This is a genomic window from Cupriavidus sp. MEYA8 (assembly GCF_059278825.1).
Map to the genome: position 1 here is coordinate 2,381,682 of NZ_CM181222.1, position 15,972 is coordinate 2,397,653.

The 15,972-nt window shown below is 67.5% G+C and carries 16 protein-coding genes and 1 pseudogene; 9 read left to right on the top strand and 8 right to left on the bottom strand.

Annotated features, from left to right (window positions below):
• Position 1 precedes the first annotated feature (1 nt).
• On the top strand, positions 2-1,036 hold the full coding sequence (locus tag AC5WJ1_RS27795) for a site-specific integrase (protein ID WP_494476796.1): 1,035 nt from the start codon (positions 2-4) through the stop codon (positions 1,034-1,036).
• A 39-nt stretch (positions 1,037-1,075) separates the two neighbouring features.
• Here the strand turns inward: AC5WJ1_RS27795 and AC5WJ1_RS27800 are convergent, their stop codons facing one another.
• A complete protein-coding gene (locus tag AC5WJ1_RS27800) occupies positions 1,076-2,341 on the bottom strand; it encodes an IS256 family transposase (RefSeq protein ID WP_022540107.1) in 1,266 nt (421 codons plus the stop codon).
• Positions 2,342-2,798: 457 nt separating this feature from the next.
• Between AC5WJ1_RS27800 and AC5WJ1_RS27805 the strand changes: the two genes are divergently transcribed.
• Entirely contained in the window at positions 2,799-3,224 is a 426-nt protein-coding gene (locus AC5WJ1_RS27805) for a hypothetical protein (protein ID WP_494476797.1), read from the top strand.
• A gap of 132 nt (positions 3,225-3,356) precedes the next feature.
• Here the strand turns inward: AC5WJ1_RS27805 and AC5WJ1_RS27810 are convergent, their stop codons facing one another.
• The 3 genes from AC5WJ1_RS27810 to cls all read right to left on the bottom strand — a co-directional run bounded on the left by AC5WJ1_RS27810 (position 3,357) and on the right by cls (position 6,202).
• Positions 3,357-3,683: a hypothetical protein gene (locus AC5WJ1_RS27810; RefSeq protein ID WP_133093193.1), complete on the bottom strand. Its 327-nt coding sequence runs from the start codon at positions 3,681-3,683 to the stop codon at positions 3,357-3,359.
• Positions 3,684-4,008: 325 nt separating this feature from the next.
• Complete coding sequence (locus AC5WJ1_RS27815; protein ID WP_135702588.1) at positions 4,009-4,653, bottom strand: TetR/AcrR family transcriptional regulator; 645 nt, start codon at positions 4,651-4,653, stop codon at positions 4,009-4,011.
• A 112-nt stretch (positions 4,654-4,765) separates the two neighbouring features.
• Complete coding sequence (cls, locus tag AC5WJ1_RS27820) at positions 4,766-6,202, bottom strand: cardiolipin synthase (RefSeq protein WP_135702586.1); 1,437 nt, start codon at positions 6,200-6,202, stop codon at positions 4,766-4,768.
• Positions 6,203-6,640: 438 nt separating this feature from the next.
• Between cls and AC5WJ1_RS27825 the strand changes: the two genes are divergently transcribed.
• On the top strand, positions 6,641-7,396 hold the full coding sequence (locus AC5WJ1_RS27825) for a response regulator transcription factor (protein ID WP_133093332.1): 756 nt from the start codon (positions 6,641-6,643) through the stop codon (positions 7,394-7,396).
• Here AC5WJ1_RS27825 and AC5WJ1_RS27830 read toward each other — a convergent pair.
• Entirely contained in the window at positions 7,393-9,231 is a 1,839-nt protein-coding gene (locus AC5WJ1_RS27830) for an EAL domain-containing protein (RefSeq protein WP_195427384.1), read from the bottom strand. The genes AC5WJ1_RS27825 and AC5WJ1_RS27830 overlap by 4 nt on opposite strands.
• A gap of 258 nt (positions 9,232-9,489) precedes the next feature.
• On the opposite strand from AC5WJ1_RS27830, the gene AC5WJ1_RS27835 reads away from it, so the two are divergent.
• From AC5WJ1_RS27835 to AC5WJ1_RS27845, 3 genes are all read left to right on the top strand, one after another.
• Entirely contained in the window at positions 9,490-11,109 is a 1,620-nt protein-coding gene (locus AC5WJ1_RS27835) for a methyl-accepting chemotaxis protein (protein ID WP_135702582.1), read from the top strand.
• A 209-nt stretch (positions 11,110-11,318) separates the two neighbouring features.
• A complete protein-coding gene (locus tag AC5WJ1_RS27840; protein ID WP_494476798.1) occupies positions 11,319-11,915 on the top strand; it encodes an HAD domain-containing protein in 597 nt (198 codons plus the stop codon).
• Between the two features lie 152 nt (positions 11,916-12,067).
• A complete protein-coding gene (locus AC5WJ1_RS27845; RefSeq protein WP_133093198.1) occupies positions 12,068-12,436 on the top strand; it encodes a 5-carboxymethyl-2-hydroxymuconate Delta-isomerase in 369 nt (122 codons plus the stop codon).
• A gap of 261 nt (positions 12,437-12,697) precedes the next feature.
• Here the strand turns inward: AC5WJ1_RS27845 and AC5WJ1_RS27850 are convergent, their stop codons facing one another.
• The gene (locus tag AC5WJ1_RS27850; RefSeq protein WP_063241379.1) at positions 12,698-13,156 is read right to left on the bottom strand and encodes an HU family DNA-binding protein; all 459 of its coding nucleotides are present in this window, start codon (positions 13,154-13,156) and stop codon (positions 12,698-12,700) included.
• A 272-nt stretch (positions 13,157-13,428) separates the two neighbouring features.
• A complete protein-coding gene (locus AC5WJ1_RS27855) occupies positions 13,429-13,566 on the bottom strand; it encodes a hypothetical protein (protein WP_195427386.1) in 138 nt (45 codons plus the stop codon).
• Positions 13,567-13,841: 275 nt separating this feature from the next.
• On the opposite strand from AC5WJ1_RS27855, the pseudogene AC5WJ1_RS27860 reads away from it, so the two are divergent.
• Together AC5WJ1_RS27860 and AC5WJ1_RS27865 are read left to right on the top strand one after the other, a co-directional pair.
• Positions 13,842-14,091 (top strand): annotated as a pseudogene (locus tag AC5WJ1_RS27860) (response regulator transcription factor); the annotation flags it as partial.
• Between the two features lie 29 nt (positions 14,092-14,120).
• Positions 14,121-14,477, top strand: coding sequence for an ATP-binding protein (locus AC5WJ1_RS27865; RefSeq protein WP_494476986.1), 357 nt, complete (start codon positions 14,121-14,123; stop codon positions 14,475-14,477).
• Between the two features lie 19 nt (positions 14,478-14,496).
• Here AC5WJ1_RS27865 and AC5WJ1_RS27870 read toward each other — a convergent pair whose 3' ends face one another.
• Complete coding sequence (locus AC5WJ1_RS27870; RefSeq protein WP_133093200.1) at positions 14,497-14,994, bottom strand: Mpo1 family 2-hydroxy fatty acid dioxygenase; 498 nt, start codon at positions 14,992-14,994, stop codon at positions 14,497-14,499.
• 180 nt (positions 14,995-15,174) lie between these two features.
• Here AC5WJ1_RS27870 and AC5WJ1_RS27875 point away from each other — a divergent pair, with 180 nt between their 5' ends.
• Complete coding sequence (locus AC5WJ1_RS27875) at positions 15,175-15,945, top strand: Crp/Fnr family transcriptional regulator (RefSeq protein WP_494476799.1); 771 nt, start codon at positions 15,175-15,177, stop codon at positions 15,943-15,945.
• Positions 15,946-15,972: the final 27 nt, after the last annotated feature.

Here is a 15,972-nt window from a genome sequence, read left to right on the forward strand (position 1 = left end):
TATGATATCAGCCAACCCATCCCAGCTTGCCTCCGATGTCGAACTCCCGGCGCCGCTTCGCCCGTCTGAACTGGATCCCCTCGCCGAGCAGGCCGCAAACGCGCTTCGCCGCGAAGGCGAGTCGCCCAACACCGTGGCGAGCTACCGCTCAGCCCTGCGCTACTGGGCTGCCTGGCACGGGTTGCGTTACCGCCAGCCGGTCCGCCTTCCGCTTGCTCCTGCCGTCGTGGTTCAGTTCATCGTCGACCACGCTACGCGGCAGACGCCGCACGGGCCTGTTTGCGAGCTGCCCCCGGCGATCGACCAGGCGCTGGTCGCTGATGGATACAAGGCACGACCCGGCGCGCCCGCGCTGTCCACGCTGACGCACCGGCTTGCGGTGCTCGCCAAGGCCCACCGCTTGCAGCAGTTGCCCAATCCGTGTGCCGACGCGTCGGTGCGCGAGCTGATGTCCGGCATCCGGCGCGCCTATGCGCGCCGCGGACAACGCCAGGCGCGCAAGGCCGCGCTGACACGCGACCCGCTGCTGCGGCTGCTCGCTACCTGCGACGACTCGCTGCGCGGCGTGCGCGACCGCGCGCTGCTGCTGTTCGCATGGGCCAGCGGCGGCCGCCGCCGTTCCGAGGTCGCGCGCGCGACGGTGGAGAACCTGACGCGCATCGCACCGGGTGAATTTGTCTACGTGCTGGGCTGGTCCAAGACCAACCAGTCAGGCCGCGATCATGCCGATGCCGCCAAGCCCGTGAGCGGTGCAGCGGGGCAGGCGCTGGAGGCATGGCTGGCCGCATCGGGCATTGCGAGCGGACCGCTGTTCCGGCGCATCCGGCGCGGGGGCCATGTGGGTGAAGGGCTGTCCGACGGATTGTCCGACGCTGCCGTGAGCCGCATCGTCAAGGCGCGCTGCGCACAGGCGGGACTGGAGGGCGACTACTCAGCGCATTCGCTGCGCGCGGGTTTCGTCACCGAAGCGGCATCGCAACAGGTGCCGCTGGCCGAGACCATGGCAATGACAGGCCACGCCAGCGTCGCGAGATAAAGTCAAATCTGGTGTATGAAGGTTGATCGTGGCCGGTCGTCAGGCGGCGAGTTTCTGCTGAACCGGCGGATTGTCTTGCGCCGGGGCACCGTCCTTGAAGGGGACGCCCTTCAAGAGCAGTTCGATGTGTTCGGCACCTTTGATGCGGCGCCATGTTTTCTCGGCTTCCTCGATCAGCTTGAAGGCCAGGCCAAGGAAAGTCGCTCGTGACACGCAATTGCGCGTGCGCGTCGTGCGGTGACGCACGGTCGCGAAGGTCGACTCAATCGCGTTGGTCGTGCGGATGTGCTGCCAGTGCTCGGCCGGGAAGTCGTAGAAGGTCAGCAGGCTGTCTCGGTCCTTGGTGAGCACGCCGGTGGCCTTGGGGTACTTGGCGCCGTAGATCGTCGCAAAGCGATCGAAGGCAGCATAGGCATCTGCCCTGGTGGCCGCCATCCAAATCGCCTGCAGATCTGCCTTGGCGCGGCCGTGCTGGGACTTGGGCAAGGCGTTCAGGACATTGCCCATCTTGTGGAACCAGCAACGCTGGGCGCGCGTGGCCGGGAACACCTCCTCCAGGGCAGCCCAGAATCCCATGGCGCCATCGCCGACCGCCGCCAGCGGGCCAGCCTGCAGGCCGCGGGATTTCAGGTCCAACAGTACTTCCACCCACGATGCCTTCGATTCCCGATAGCCGTCACCGATCGCCACGCGCTCCTTCCTGCCGTCTGGCGTAACGCCGATGATGACCAGCAGGCATTGCCCGTCCGATCCCTCGCTACGCAGACCCGTGTGGATGCCGTCCACCCACCAATACACATGGCGCGCCGCCGACAGATCACGCTGATTCCAGCTCGCATGCTCGTCTGCCCACTGCGCCTTCAATCGGCTCACCACGTTGGCCGATAGCCCTTTGGCATCCTCACCAAGCAGCACCGACAACGCCTCGCTCATGTCGCCTGTCGATACTCCCTTCAGATACAGCCAGGGCAGCGCTGCACTCACCCGCGGCGACTTCCTCACATACGGCGGCACGATCGCCGAGTTGAACTTCACGCCAGACCCGGACCGATCGCGCACCTTGGGCACCTTCACGGCAATCGGGCCGGCCCCCGTCAGCACCTCGCGCTCCGGGAGGTAGCCATTGCGAACCACGGCGCGCTGCCCGCTCAACGTCTTGACGTTACTGAACTGCTCAAGCAGCTCTGCCAGCTCCACTTCAATCGCCTCCTGGATGACCCGCCGAGCCCCGCGCCTGATCAGCTCCTCGAGCCCAAGCCCGATTTCCGATAGACCGACTGCTTCTTTCCCTTTATCCTTGCTCATGGTGGACCTTTCTTGTGCTGGTTTCCGATCTCGACAATCAGATTCTCAGCGGAAAGCTCCACCGCCCTCTACTCCGCGCCTCAAATTCCCCGCCCGTACACCAGTTTCGACTTTAGCTCCAGCGTCGCCACGGTGGTGCGTTATTTCCGCGCGGCGGACATGCAGCGCTCGCGCGCGGCAGACCTGCTCGGGCCAGCACAAGCGGAAGGGAAAAATGGCTAGCGGGCGCAGGACGCGCCGCAAATGCGGGTATTTCGCTATCCCCGTGCGCTGGCCCGGGATGAGCCAGGTGCCTATACTGGCAGGCGCGCCGGACATTGCCAGATGCGCTGGCCGGCAGCACCCGGAGGTCCGGGGCAGGTGATGGCGGCCCGCCCGGACGAACCCACGATGTGCGCCGGAACGCGTGCCGGATCGACCGGACCGGCTGCCGGGCCAGACCAGTGGAAACGCGGAGATGGGCATGCCCAACGAACAATTCCTCGCCACCCAGGAAACTCGCCGCTCGGGGCTGCAAGCCTTGCGGGCGGCCTTGCTGCAAGTTCACAAGGAAGTCATCGGCTACGACCGCAGCCAGTATGAAAGGCTCAACGGTCCGATCCCTGCCGGACTGTTTGTCCAGCTCGTCACGGAGGACCACTTCTTTCGCTGGCTCGATCCGCTGTCGCGGCTGATCATCGAGGTCGATGAGGAACTTGAAGCGAAGGAACATCACGACGACACCTGCCGCGCCGTGGCGCGCGCCGCCGAAAAGCTCTTCAGCGACGGCGCCGATCCCGGTTTTCGCAAGCGCTACCAGGAAGCATTGCAGGACGAGTCGGGCGTGATCGTGGCGCACGGGCGCCTGATGTCCGTGATCGGCCAGTTGCGGCAACTGCCTTAGCTGCCTGGCTGCCGTGGCGTCTGGCCAGGACACAGCGTCAGGCGCCCGGCGGTAGCGCCCCTCGTCTTCAAACGGGATGGCCGGGAGCCGTGCGCCCTGGTCATCCCCGCAGCCATCCCTGCCGGACATCCGTCACCGGCCCCTGCCTCCACCACGTCCGCCAGCGGCCCAGCCGCCCCTGCCACGACCGCCGCCGCCATGCCAGCCGTGGTGTCCATGGTGTCCGTGCTTCCAGCCGTGACCACCGCCGCCATAGATAAAGGCAAAGCTGCCATAGTAGCTGCCATATCCGGGGCCGTAATAGGGGTAGCCGGGCGTGACCGGGTAGCCGCTGTAGTACGGCGAGCTGACCGGGTATGCGGGATAGGCCAGGTAGTCGTCGCCGGCATAGGGGTAGGGATAGGCCACGCACCCGCTGACCAGCGCCGCCGCAAGCAACACTCCATAACCGTAACGCATAGGTCCCTCCTTGCATCGCCAGCCTGGATTGCGGGCACAGGGTTAGACCGCAGCGGCTGGCATGCAATTCAACCGGCTTGCACCGGCGCCCGGCCCGCGATTTGCGATGACTTGGCGAGCACTGCGCCCAGCACAATGCGAGTAACGACAATTCAGGGACATATTTAGGAATTGTCCGATATTCGCATGAGAAAGCCCGTATTACATTGCCCTTGCACCCGGCCCGCGGGTGCCCCGACAGAGCCAGGTTGCCCCCCTTCCTGGTTCCTTTCACTGCCACGATGGTCCCCGCCATCGTGGCAATTTTTTTGGCCGCGACGCGGGCTTACAGGCCCTTCTCGACCATTTCCAGCAACCGTTGCCCGAGCGGCTCCGCCATTTCGCGCGCGCGGCTGCGTAACGGGCCGTCGATCAGCAGGATCGCCAGGCCGTGCACGGCGGACCAGGCCAGGTACTCGGCGCCGGGCCGCCGCTCGGGTGGCAAGGCACCGGCCTCCACCAGCTTGTCGAGCGCGGCGCCAAGAAGCTGGAACGGATTGAGTCCGCTGTTGCCCGCCTTGGCGGGATCGGCGTCATCCTCGACTTCATCCGGCACGGAGAATGCCGTGCGGAACAGGCCGGTTTCCGCCAGCGCGAAGCGAAGGTACCCCGTGCCGACCGCGCGCAGGCATGCGCGCGCATGGGCAGCCGCGCCACGGCCCGGGCGCAGTCCGCCGATCTCGGCCTCCATGGCGATCGCCAGCGACGACAAGGCCGACGCCCGCACCGCCTGCAGCAGGTCCTGCCGGCTGGCAAAGTGCCGGTACGCCGCATTGGGAACGACGCCGGCGCGGCGCGTGGCTTCGCGCAGCACGATGGCGTCGGGGCCGCCTTCGCGGGCCAGGTCGATGCCGGCGTCAAGCAAGGCTCGGCGCAGGTCGCCATGGCGGTAAGTGGCGCGCGCCGGCGGCGCGGGGACGGCCGGCTTCATGCGGTTCCCCTGTGATGCTGGATTCGGTTCATTATCTGTAGGCGCTTATAGTGAACAGTGTACACAAGCAAAGCGCCACCGGCTTGCCGCAGGCCGGCATCCGCAGCCGGAATCAGAGGATGGGGGCGAACAACTTGGCCACGTGCATGGCCACGCGCAGCGGCGCGGGCGCGCCCAGGAACTCTTCCAGCCCGACCCGTCTGGCGTTGGCAAAATCGGTTTCCAGCATGGCCGCCACGTCGGCAGCGAAGCCCTTGTCCGCCGTCATCACCATCAGCTCGAAGTTGAGCCGGAACGAACGGTTGTCGAGGTTTGCCGTGCCCACCGCGGCGGCTTCATCGTCGATCAGAATCACCTTCTGGTGCAGGAAGCCCGGCTGGTAGCGATACAGCTTTATTCCGGCGGCGACTGCCTGATATGCATAGATGGTCGACGCGGCGTAGACGACCAGGTGATCGGGACGCGCCGGTATCAGGATGCGGACATCGACGCCGCGCAGCACCGCCAGCCGCAGCACGGCGAACACCGCCTCATCCGGCACGAAATACGGCGACGTGATCCACAGCCGGTGCCGCGCCGACTGGATCGCCTCGACAAAGAACAGCGAACACGTTTCCTGCGAGTCCGCGGGACCGGTTGGCACCACCTGGCAGGTCATGCGGCCGCCCACCTCGGGTGGCGGCATCAGCAGATGCGGGACTTCGCGCGCGGCCCAGTACCAGTCTTCGGCAAAGGACATCTGCAGGTCCAGCACGGCACTGCCGCGCAATGCGATATGGGTGTCGCGCCACGGCGCCAGCGGCGGACGCTCTCCCAGGTATTCCACGCCGACATTGTGGCCACCGATAAACGCCTCGCGCCCGTCCACGACGACCAGCTTGCGATGGTTGCGGAAGTTGAGCTGGAAGCGGTTGACGAAGCCGCGATGCGTGGAAAACGGCCGCGCATCGACGCCCGCCTCGAGCAGCGTGCGCACGTAGCGGCGCGGCAGCGCATGGCAGCCGATGCTGTCGAACAGGAAGTAGACCTCGACGCCGGCCCGCGCGCGCTCGCACAGCAGCGCCTGCAGGCGCCGGCCCAGCGCATCGTCGTGGACGATGAAGAACTGCACGATCAACACCTGCCGGGCCTGGGCGATCGCGGCAAAGATGGCATCGAAGGTCTGCGTGCCGTTGACCAGCAGGCGCACGTCGTTGTTGGCCAGGCATGGCATGCCGGTCAGCCGCGGCAGCGCGCGCATGCAGAGTTGCGTCGGCGCGTGCACCACGCAGGCGCTGCGGGCCTCGCGTTCGCGCGGGGTCATGCCGTGGCGGATCTCGCGCAGCCGGTCGTCATTGAAGCGCCGCGCATCGACATAGCCGGCAAAGGTGCTGCGCCCGAAGATCAGGTACGGGACCAGCGTGAAGTACGGCATCATCACCAGCGACCCCGCCCAGGCGATCGCGCCAGGCGCGGTGCGCACCGTCATGACGGCGTGCAGCGCCGCCATCACGCCGACGACGTGAAAGGCCAGGAGGATGAAGGCGATGACACTCGGGCTCTGCAGCATCGGTGGCTTGAGTCCCCGGACCGGAACACGATGCGCGCTATTTTGGCACACCGCGGGCCGGATGTTGATGCCGCGTCGCACGCCTGCCTTCTTTTTTGGCACGCCGACGGGATGACGGTGCCATGCGGCCGCCAGGCATGGCGCAGGCCCGTTGTCCACAGGATCTGTGGACAACTTCTGCGCTCTCGCTCCCCCCAGGCCATCATTGGCTGCCCCTTACCGCGCCGGAACAAAAAGGGCAAAAACGGCGAACTGTTCGGAAAGGTCCGATTGATCCACGGCATCAGGCTTTTTACCCTTTGAGGCCGCAAGGTGCTCCGTCATTCGCAGCCTGGCATGCGCCGCGCTTCGGTTCCGATCCCGTTCAACGCTGTCCGATAGCCGCCTCCTTCCTGCCGTTCTCACACCCCGTCACGCTCGCTTCGTATGCCGTCGCCGATCACTATTGCGCTGCTGCTGGGCAGGTCGCCCCAGTTGCAGGACGTTCCCGACCTGCTGGTGCGCTCGGGTTTTCGCTGCAGCGTCTTCGACGCGGGCCGCGACCTGATCCACAGCGCCCTGCAGCAGACCTACGACATGCTGCTGGTTCCCGACGAAGTCGCCGACATCCCGGCCATCGACGTGATCCGCGCGGTGCGCAGCGCACGCTCGCGCGATGTGCCGATCATGATACTGGGCAGCGACAGCAGCGAAGACCGCCTGGTCGACGCGCTGGATGCCGGTGCTGACGACTACATGTGCCGTCCGCTCAGCCACCGCGTGCTGCTGGCGCGCATCGCCGCGCTGCGCCGCCGCGTGACCGGCGAGCGTTTGCGCCAGGGGTTGGTGGTGCGGGCCGGCCCGTACCAGCTCAACAGCGTCGGGCGCTTCGCCACGCTGCGCGACGAGCGCATCGAACTGACGCCGAAGGAATTCGACCTGGCCATGCTGCTGTTTTCCAACGCCGGCCGGGTGCTGCCCAACAGCCGCATCGAGCAGACGGTATGGCGCCATGAACTGCCGCCGCTGTCGCGGGCGCTGGCGGGCCTGATGTCGCGGCTGCGCAAGACGCTGCGGCTTGGCATCGAGAACGGCATCATCGTCACCGTCGTCTACGCCCATGGCTATCGCCTCGATGTGCTGGAGGAAAGCAGCCTGCCGCGGCTGCCGGTAACAGGTCGTGAGCTGGCCGCGCGCAAGCCCTCTGGTTGCTAGGCCTGCAGCGCTGGCGCCAGCGACAGGAACTCAAGCACCGCCATGCCCGTGGCCGAACGCTTGGCCTCGCGCTTGGCGACTGCCGCGGCGGCGCCGATATGCTGGCTGCCCAGGCGCTGCAGCGCAGCCACGCCCTCCCCGCTGACGCACACCACGCCCGCCGCCATCGATACCGGCGGAAAGAACACCGGCAGGCCGCGCCGGTCTTCGCCCTGCATGCCGCCTGCGGCACGATCCCCCGGCGCATACATGGCGAGTGCCGCATCGTTGAAGCGCCGGATCGCCTCTCGCATCCGCGCCGGCCAGTCGCTGCTCTGGAACAGCACCAGGAAGTCGTCGCCGCCGACATGGCCAATGAAATCGCGCGCGGGGTCGCACGCCTCGGCCAGGATCGCGGCGGCGCCCTTGAGCATTTCGTCGCCCTTCCAGTAGCCGTACTTGTCGTTGAACGGCTTGAAGTGGTTCAGGTCGACATAGCACGCGTGGAACTCGCTGGCGGCGTCGATCAGGCGCTCGATATGCTGGTTGAGCGGGATATTGCCGGGCAGGAACGTCAGCGGATTGGCATAGCGTGCCGCCTCCATGCGCACTTCGGTGATCGCGCGGATCAGGTCGGCACCGGTGCCCAGCCCGATATAGCGGCCTTGCTCGGTGATCAGGAAGCCATCGGCCAGCGAGCGTGTGTTCTCTCCGGACAGGATCTGCGCCATTTCCTCCAGCGTCGCGCTGCGCTCAAAGCAGGCCGGCTCGCGGTTGGCCATGGCAATGCAGGCCTTCTTGCCATACAGCTCGCGGTGGAACGGCGCGGCGTAGCGGTCGATAAAGCCCTGGCGGCCGATGATGGCAAGCGGCCGTCCATCGTCATGGACCACCGCCACGGCATCCAGCTCGGGCTGGTTCTGGAACATGCGCAGCACCGCGTCATTGCTGGCGGCGGGCGACACGGTCGGTGCCGGACGCAACAGCCGCCCGGCGGTCATGCCGGACCAGCCCGAGCGCACCACCTGCGGAAACACCGCGATATGCCGGGACGCCAGCGTGCGCAGCACCTGCGGTGCCACCTGCGTATCCGGGCGCGCCGACGGCCTGCCGATGTAGTAGCCCTGCGCACCGGTCACGCCGAGGTCGCGCACCACCGCAAGCTCATCCTCATGCTCGATGCCCTCGGCAATGACGCGCCCGCCAAAGGCGCTCATCATGCGCATCACCGCACGCAATATCTCCAGCCGCCGCGAGCACGAGCCGATGCCGCGTATCAGCGACTTGTCGATCTTGACGAACTGCGGCGACAGTTGCGCCAGCAGGTCCAGGTTGGCATGGCCGGAGCCGAAGTCGTCCAGCGCATACTGCATGCCCAGCTCGCGCAGCAGCGACATGGCCGTGCCGAAGCTCGCGGCATCGCCGATCGGGGTCTGCTCGGTGACCTCGATCACCAGCCGCGACGGTGCGATACCGGCGCGCAGCAATGCCCCCGACAAGCGCTCTCGATCGGCCAGCAGATGCCGCAACGTCATCGGGCTGAAATTCAGGAACAGCTTGCCCGGCAGTTCCAAACCGCGCCAGGCGGCCAGCGCGGTGCGCGCCGCCTCGATTTCCAGCGCGATGGTGTTCTCCACGCCCTGCGCCAGGCGGAACAGGGCTTCCGGCAATGCGTAAGGCGATCCCGCGGGGCCGCGGACCAGTGCTTCGTAGCCGAGCAGTTCGGCATTGCCGGCGTGCACGATCGGCTGGAACACCGCATGCAGCGGCGGGATCTGCGCGCGTGGCACCACCGGCCCGGCCGGTACGCCCGGGATGAGGAGGAACTGTGGCTGTGCGGCGTCGTGGCCGGGCATGAGTCGATCCGGGAGGCGAACAGATGGGCAGGGCAGCACGGCCCTGAGGGCGGGCCACATTGCATGACATTGATATGACAGCACGATGACAGTCCCATGCTTGTCATGTCACGGTTTCGTCACATTGATCGTTCACCATCCGTGCGCCGCCAGCGACCCTCCCGCACGAGGAAGGCGCGACGGCAAACCGGGTCAAGCCCGGGCTGCGCTGCCGCCCGCTGCGGTTGGCTGGACGCGCGCCCGTCAGGAGTCATCTCCGTGTTGCACGTCATCAAGTCAAGCCTGCCGGGCCGCCGCCCGGCTTTTGCCGCGCTGGGCCGGGCCGCCTCGCGCCTGAACCGCCTGCCGCTGGTCGCACGCCTGTGCGCCGCCTTTGCCCTGGTCTACCTGTTCGGGGCCGCGGTCGGGCTGACCGGTATCGCCAACCTGGTGTCGATCAAGGCGCGCACCGATACCCTCTACCAGCAGGACATGCATGGCGCCATGTCGGCCGAGCGCGCGCATTCGGCGCTGGCCGCACTCGGCCGCGCCCAGCTGGCGCTGACCATGGCCACCAGCGGCGCCGAGCGCGACACCGCCGCCGCCGAGATCGACCAGGCGCTGGCGCGGCTCGACACGGCGCTGGCCGGCGTGCGCCAGGCCAATGCCACGCAGGCCGGACCGCTGCTCGAGGCGCGGCAGCGCGCCGCCGAGCTGGTGCAGGGCTATGTCGCGCTGCTGCGCAAGCAGCCGCTCGATCCGCTCCAGTTTGACAGCGCGGTCTCGGTCGAGGGCCACTTTGTCACCGAGCAATTGCAGGCACTGAGCCAGCGTATCGAGGCGGTGCGCGTGCGGCAGGAGCGGCAGGCCGCCGCCACCGTGGCAAGCGTCGCCAGCAGCCAGCTGCGCGCGCAGGCGTGGATGGTGGCCCTGCTCGGCGCCAGCCTGCTGGCCGCGGCAGGGCTCGCGTGGATCGCCGCGCGCAGCCTGCGGGCCGAGCTGGGCGGCGAGCCGCGCGACGCGGCCGAGATTGCGCGGCGCATTGCCGCCGGCGACCTGACCGCCACGATCGCGCTGCATCCCGCGGATCGCAGCAGCATGCTGCACCACGTGGCGGGCATGCGCGACCAGCTCGCCGGCGTGCTGGCCCGCATTCATGGCTCCGCGCAGGAGATCGCCGCGGCCAGCCAGCAGATCGCCGCCGACAACCACGCCTTGTCGGCCCGCACACAGCTGCAGGCCAGCGCACTCGATGCCGCGGGTGCCAGCATGGAGGCGCTGGCGGGCCGCGTTGCCGACGCACACGCCCAGGCGACCGAATCGAGCCTGCTGGCCGACCAGGCGCGCACCGCCACCGATGCCGGCGCGGATGTGGTGCGGCAGATGCGCGGCGCCATGGACGCGCTGCACGGCCACTCGCGCCATATCGCGGAGATTGTCAGCGTGATCGAGGGCATCGCGTTCCAGACCAATATCCTGGCGCTCAACGCCGCCGTCGAGGCCGCCCGCGCGGGTGCGGCCGGGCGCGGCTTTGCCGTGGTCGCGCAGGAAGTGCGCGCGTTGGCCCAGCGCAGCGCCGATGCCGCGCGCGAGATCGGCGGCATCATCGGCACGGCCACGCATGAAATCGGCCTGGGCGCGCGCCTGAGCGGCGACGTGGTGGCAGCCATGGAGCGTATCGCCACCGCGGTCCAGCACAGCCATGCGCTGGCCGGAACCCTGTGCACGCTGGCCGACCAGCAGGCCGCCAGTGTGCAGGCGGCTGCCGGATCCGTCACGCAGCTGCGCCAGACCGCCCAGCAGAACGCCGCGCTGGTGGATGAGCTGGGCGGACAGGCCGGGCGCCTCGATCACCAGGCCGCGGTTCTGGCCGAGGATGTGGCGCGTTTCCGCTTCTGAACAGCCCTTTGTCGCGCGCCGTTATCGGCGATGCGTCGGACAGATGTGTCTGTCCGAAACATTTGACATGGGGAAGTAACCGGCATTTACGACTTCCTCGACAAAGTTACAGAACTGTTTCAACTGAAGCGGTGCCGGTTACGTGCAGGGCGCTGGCTGCCTAGTAATCTTGCCTCACACCAACTGAACTGGCATCCGCCCAGGAAACCATGGCTGAACGACTGATCATGCTGGACGTGCCCGGCGTCCTGTACTCCGACCGCTCCCGCGCCCGCCTCGGCGGCATTCCGGATTCGGGCACGCTGCGCGATGTCAGGTTCTTCGACCCGATCGCGCTCGGCTTCGTCCGCCGCCTGTTCGGTGTCGCCGGTGCGCGCGTGGTGCTGTCCGATGCCTGGCGTCGCGGCACGCCGGCCGCGATCCTGCAGCAGCTGGACCTGCAGATCGAGGCCATGACCCCGGCCGCCACCGGCGGCCACGGCGCAGAGATCGCCGCTTATTTTGCGCAGGCTGCGGCGCCCGTCCACTACGCGATCCTGTCATGCGCCGCGCCCGAATCCATGCCGGAAGCCATGCGCGATCACCTGGTCAGCGTCGATCCGGCGCTCGGCCTGACGCTTGAGAACTTCCAGCAGGCGCTCAGCATCCTTGGGGTGGCCTGCCCGTCCACGGTGATGCCCGCGCCCAAGCTCGATGCCGGGCTGAAGGCCAAGCTGGAGCAGCTGCAGCAACTGGCGCGCGAGAACCCGGCGCGCTTCGCCACGGAGCAGGCTGCGCAAGTCATGCGTGAGTACGTCCACGCCTGATCCGCAGCCACCTTCGCGGCAAGCCAAGCGGGGCGCCTTCGGGCGCCCCGTTGCATTCCACGTGGCGCGCGATCCCCGCTTGTTCCCGTATCATGCTCGCTCTCGCCGGCATTCCCGCCGGCCCCATCGCCAGGATCATCCAGGATACCGCCATGCCCCACCTCGTCATCGAACTCACGGAAAACACCCGCCTGAACTGCTCGCAGGAAGAGTTGCTCGACGAAGCCAACGCCGCGCTGCTGGCATCGGGGCAGTTCCAGGAGGCCGATATCAAGTCGCGCTGCATCACGCTGTCGACTTACCGCCAGGGCGTGGATGCCGCGGAACGCGCGTTCGTCCATGCGCGCCTGTCGATCCTCGATGGCCGCGACACCGCCGTGCGCCAGGCGCTGGGCCAGGCCGTCTGCGACGTGATCGCCGACGCCGTGCGCACGGGCGTGGACGGTGGCCAGTCGGTGCAGGTATCGGTGGAAGTGTGCGAGATGCAGCGCGCCACCTTCGCCAAGCAGGTCATTGGCTGAGCCACGGCAACGCGCCGGCAATCGCCGGCCAGTAATTCCCGGCCAACAAAAAACCCGCGACCCTCTCAGGCCGCGGGCACCAGCTTCGGGGAAGACGCCGAAGCCTGTCATGGGGAGCGCCCCCGCACCCATGACGTCTGGGATTCTAGGGGGACGCCCGCGCTGGCGGATTGACCTGGATTAAATGGCCCACATTGTCCCAGCCATGAAAAAAGGAGCCGCGAGCGGCTCCTTTTTCATTGGGACAGGCTGTGGCGCAGATCAGGCCGCGGCGTCCTTCAGCTTCTTCAGCGGGCGCACCTTCACCTTGACGCTGGCCGGCTTGGCCGGGAACCAACGCTCTTCACCGGTGAACGGGTCCTTGCCGAAGCGCTTCTTCTTGGCCGGGACTTGCTGTGCCGTCACCTTCAGCAGGCCCGGCAGCGTGAATTCACCAGCGCCCTTCTTGTTCAGCGCGCTGACGATGGTGTTTTCCAGATGGGCCAGGACTGTCTTCACGGTCTTGGCTTCCAGTTCCGTCTGGGCTACCAGGTGAGCGACCAGGCTCGACTTGTTGAAGGTGTCCTTCAGCGGGCGCGCAACGGGCGCAGCGGCGGAAGCAGCCTTCTTGGCCGGCGCGGCCTTCTTGGCGGCAGCCTTCACGGGTGCCTTGGTTGCCGCGGCCTTCTTGGCAGCGGGCTTGGTTGCAGTCTTCGCGGTCGGTTTCGCTTTGGTCGCCATATCGATATACGTAAGTTGAACGATGGATGCCGGCTTCATCGTTTTGCATCGCTCAGCAGCGCTGCGCAAAACGCCTTGTCGGCGCCCACTGAATCATAGCGGAAACAACCGTAAGTCAAGGGGTTTTCGTGCATGCGAAGCGCAAAACCCCGTGAAAACCCCGGGTTTTGTCGTAGCTTTGCCTCAGTGAAAACGCGAAGAGGGCCTACGTACCCTCGTTTTGGCGTTTGCGCACGCTGCGCGACGCGAACATGCGGACCGGATTGCGTGCCTCAGCCGCGCACCGGAAGCGCAAGCAGCGGGCCTGCAAACAGCGCGCCGAGCGCGAGCAGCGGCAGCGATGCATCAGCTTGCGCCCATGCGTGCGACAGTGCCGGCAGACTGGCCTGCATGCCGAACACGCTGGCCACGCACAGCAGCGAAACCGGTGCAACGGCCGCAAGCGCCAGCGTGCGCAGAGGCCTGTTGCCAAGGGGCGGCGAATCGCTGGCGAGGGTCTCGGGTGGGGGACATGTCCGGTTCCTTGGATGGGATGCGGGGCATTGTCGGCGGCGCTGGCTGAACCCTGCCTGAGCGTTTCGTTCAGCCCGCGTTCAGGCTTTTTGTTGCAAGCTTCGGGCCATGAAGCGCTTTTCCGCGCCGCTGCGGCGCCCCGCCCGCATGCTGTCCGCTGCCGCACTGGCAGCGCTGCTGGCGCTCGCGGCCATGCCTGCCGCACATGCCGATTCTGATCCTGACCGCGCGCGACAACTGGACCGAGAAGGTCGAAGGCATCGACGCTGGCGCCGACGACTACGTGGCCAAGCCCTTCCGCATGGAAGACCTGCCGGCGCGCGCACGGCATGGCTGTGCCGGAGCTGCAATGCGGCCCGGTTCGGATGAATCCGCGCGCCGGCACTGTCACCGTCAACGGCGGGACGGTGGTGCTGACCTCGCTCGCTAGAAAGCCGGGCGCGAACTGGCGCTGGAAGTCGAAGGCAACGGCCATTTTGCCGGCGACCGCCAGGACCTCGTCGAGATGCTCGGCAACCTGCTCGACAACGCCTGCCAGTGGGCGCGCACGCGCGTGCGCGTCACGCTGCGCGAGGCTGGCGGCGAACTGGAAATAGCGGTCGAGGACGATGGGCCGGGCATGCCGCCCGAGGCGCGCGAACTGGCCACCGCCCGCTTCGGCAGGCTGGACGAGGCGGCTGCCGGCAGCGGGTTGGGCCTGGTGATCGCTACCGAGATCGCTGCGATGTACGAAGGCAGCCTGACGCTGGCAACCAGCCCTTTGGGCGGGCTGTCGGCACGTCTGCGCTTGCCGGCAGGCCTGCCCTGATCCGCTTCACAATGCCCTGTCAGTGCGCGCGTGCCGCCATCGCGTCGCGTGTGTCGCGCGCCAGCCCCAGCGCGAAAGCGGTTTCCGCAACCAGGAACAGCGGGCCGATCAGCAGGCCCACCAGATCGTCGACAAACGCCGGCTTGCGCCCTTCGTAGTAATGGCCGATGAACTGGATAATCCACCCCGCCACGAACAGGCCGACCCCGGTGGCCAGCCATGCAGCGGTCGGCATGGCGGCAATGTGCGCGCCGGCATAGAGGAAGAGCGCCAGGATCGACGCCATCGCCACGCCGAAGCCCAGCGACAGGCGCAGGTAGAACAGGCACGACAGGATATACACCAGCATCGCCGGGGTCAGGTGGGCGGAGCCGTCGCCCAGCGGCATGGCCGGCCGCGCCAGCAGCGTGGTCACCGCCAGCACGATCATCGGGATGCCGATGAAATGGGTGACGATATTGCGCGAATCGCGGTGGTAGGCGGCGTAGTTGGCCAGGTACTCGATCAGGGTTTTCACGGGGCGTCTCCTTGTGTGCGCAGGCGTGCGCGGAAGCTGCCGCCTGCTGCTGTCCGCGCTCGGGTCGCGATGTGGATTTATAGTAGTGGGCGCATACCGGCGGGTCTGTCTGGTTTTTGACAATCTGCCGGCACACCGGTTTTGACGACCTTTCGCCCCAACAGGAAACAGGAGACCGGCATGGGATCCGCGCCCCCGCCGCACCGCCACGCCCCGCTGCCGGCCCGTGCCGCGCCAGCGCGCGCGCGGCCGCACAACTCGCTGCCGGAGGACGACCCGCTGGCCGCGGTGCGCGCCGGCGCCTGGTTCAGCCACTTGCCGCCGGGGTTGCGCCAGGCACTGCTCGACGACGGCTGCCTGCGCCGGCTGGTGCCCGGCGAGACCTTGTTTGCCCGAGGCGACCGCTTCGACGGCCTGTACTGCGTGGCCAGCGGCACCGTGCAGATCCATGCCAGCGGCGAATCGGGCAAGGCGGCGCTGCTGGGGCTGCTCGAGCCCGGCAGCTGGTTCGGCGAGATCTGCCTGTTCGACGGCCTGCCGCGCACGCACGACGCGCGCGCGGTCAGCGCCGCCGCGCTGTGGCACGTGCCGCGCGCGCCGCTGGAGCGGCGCCTGGCGCAGCATCCGGCATGGTGGCAGGCGTTCGGGCGGCTGCTTGCCGCAAGGACGCGCCTGGCCTTCGACTATGTCGAGGAGACACAGCTGCTGCCGCCCGCGGCACGCATTGCCCGGCGCCTGGCCGCGATCGCGCACGGCTACGGCAACCTGCCGGCGCGTGCCGATGCGGTGCTGCGCGTGCGCATCCCGCAGGAACAGCTCGCGCAGATGCTGGGACTGTCGCGCCAGACCGTCAACCACGCCCTGCGCGAACTCGAAGCCCGCGGCCTGCTGCGGCTGGAATACGGCGGTATCGAGCTGCTCGACCTGGCCGCGCTGGAAGTGCTCAACTGAATCCGCCACCGTGGAGGCCTGCCTGCC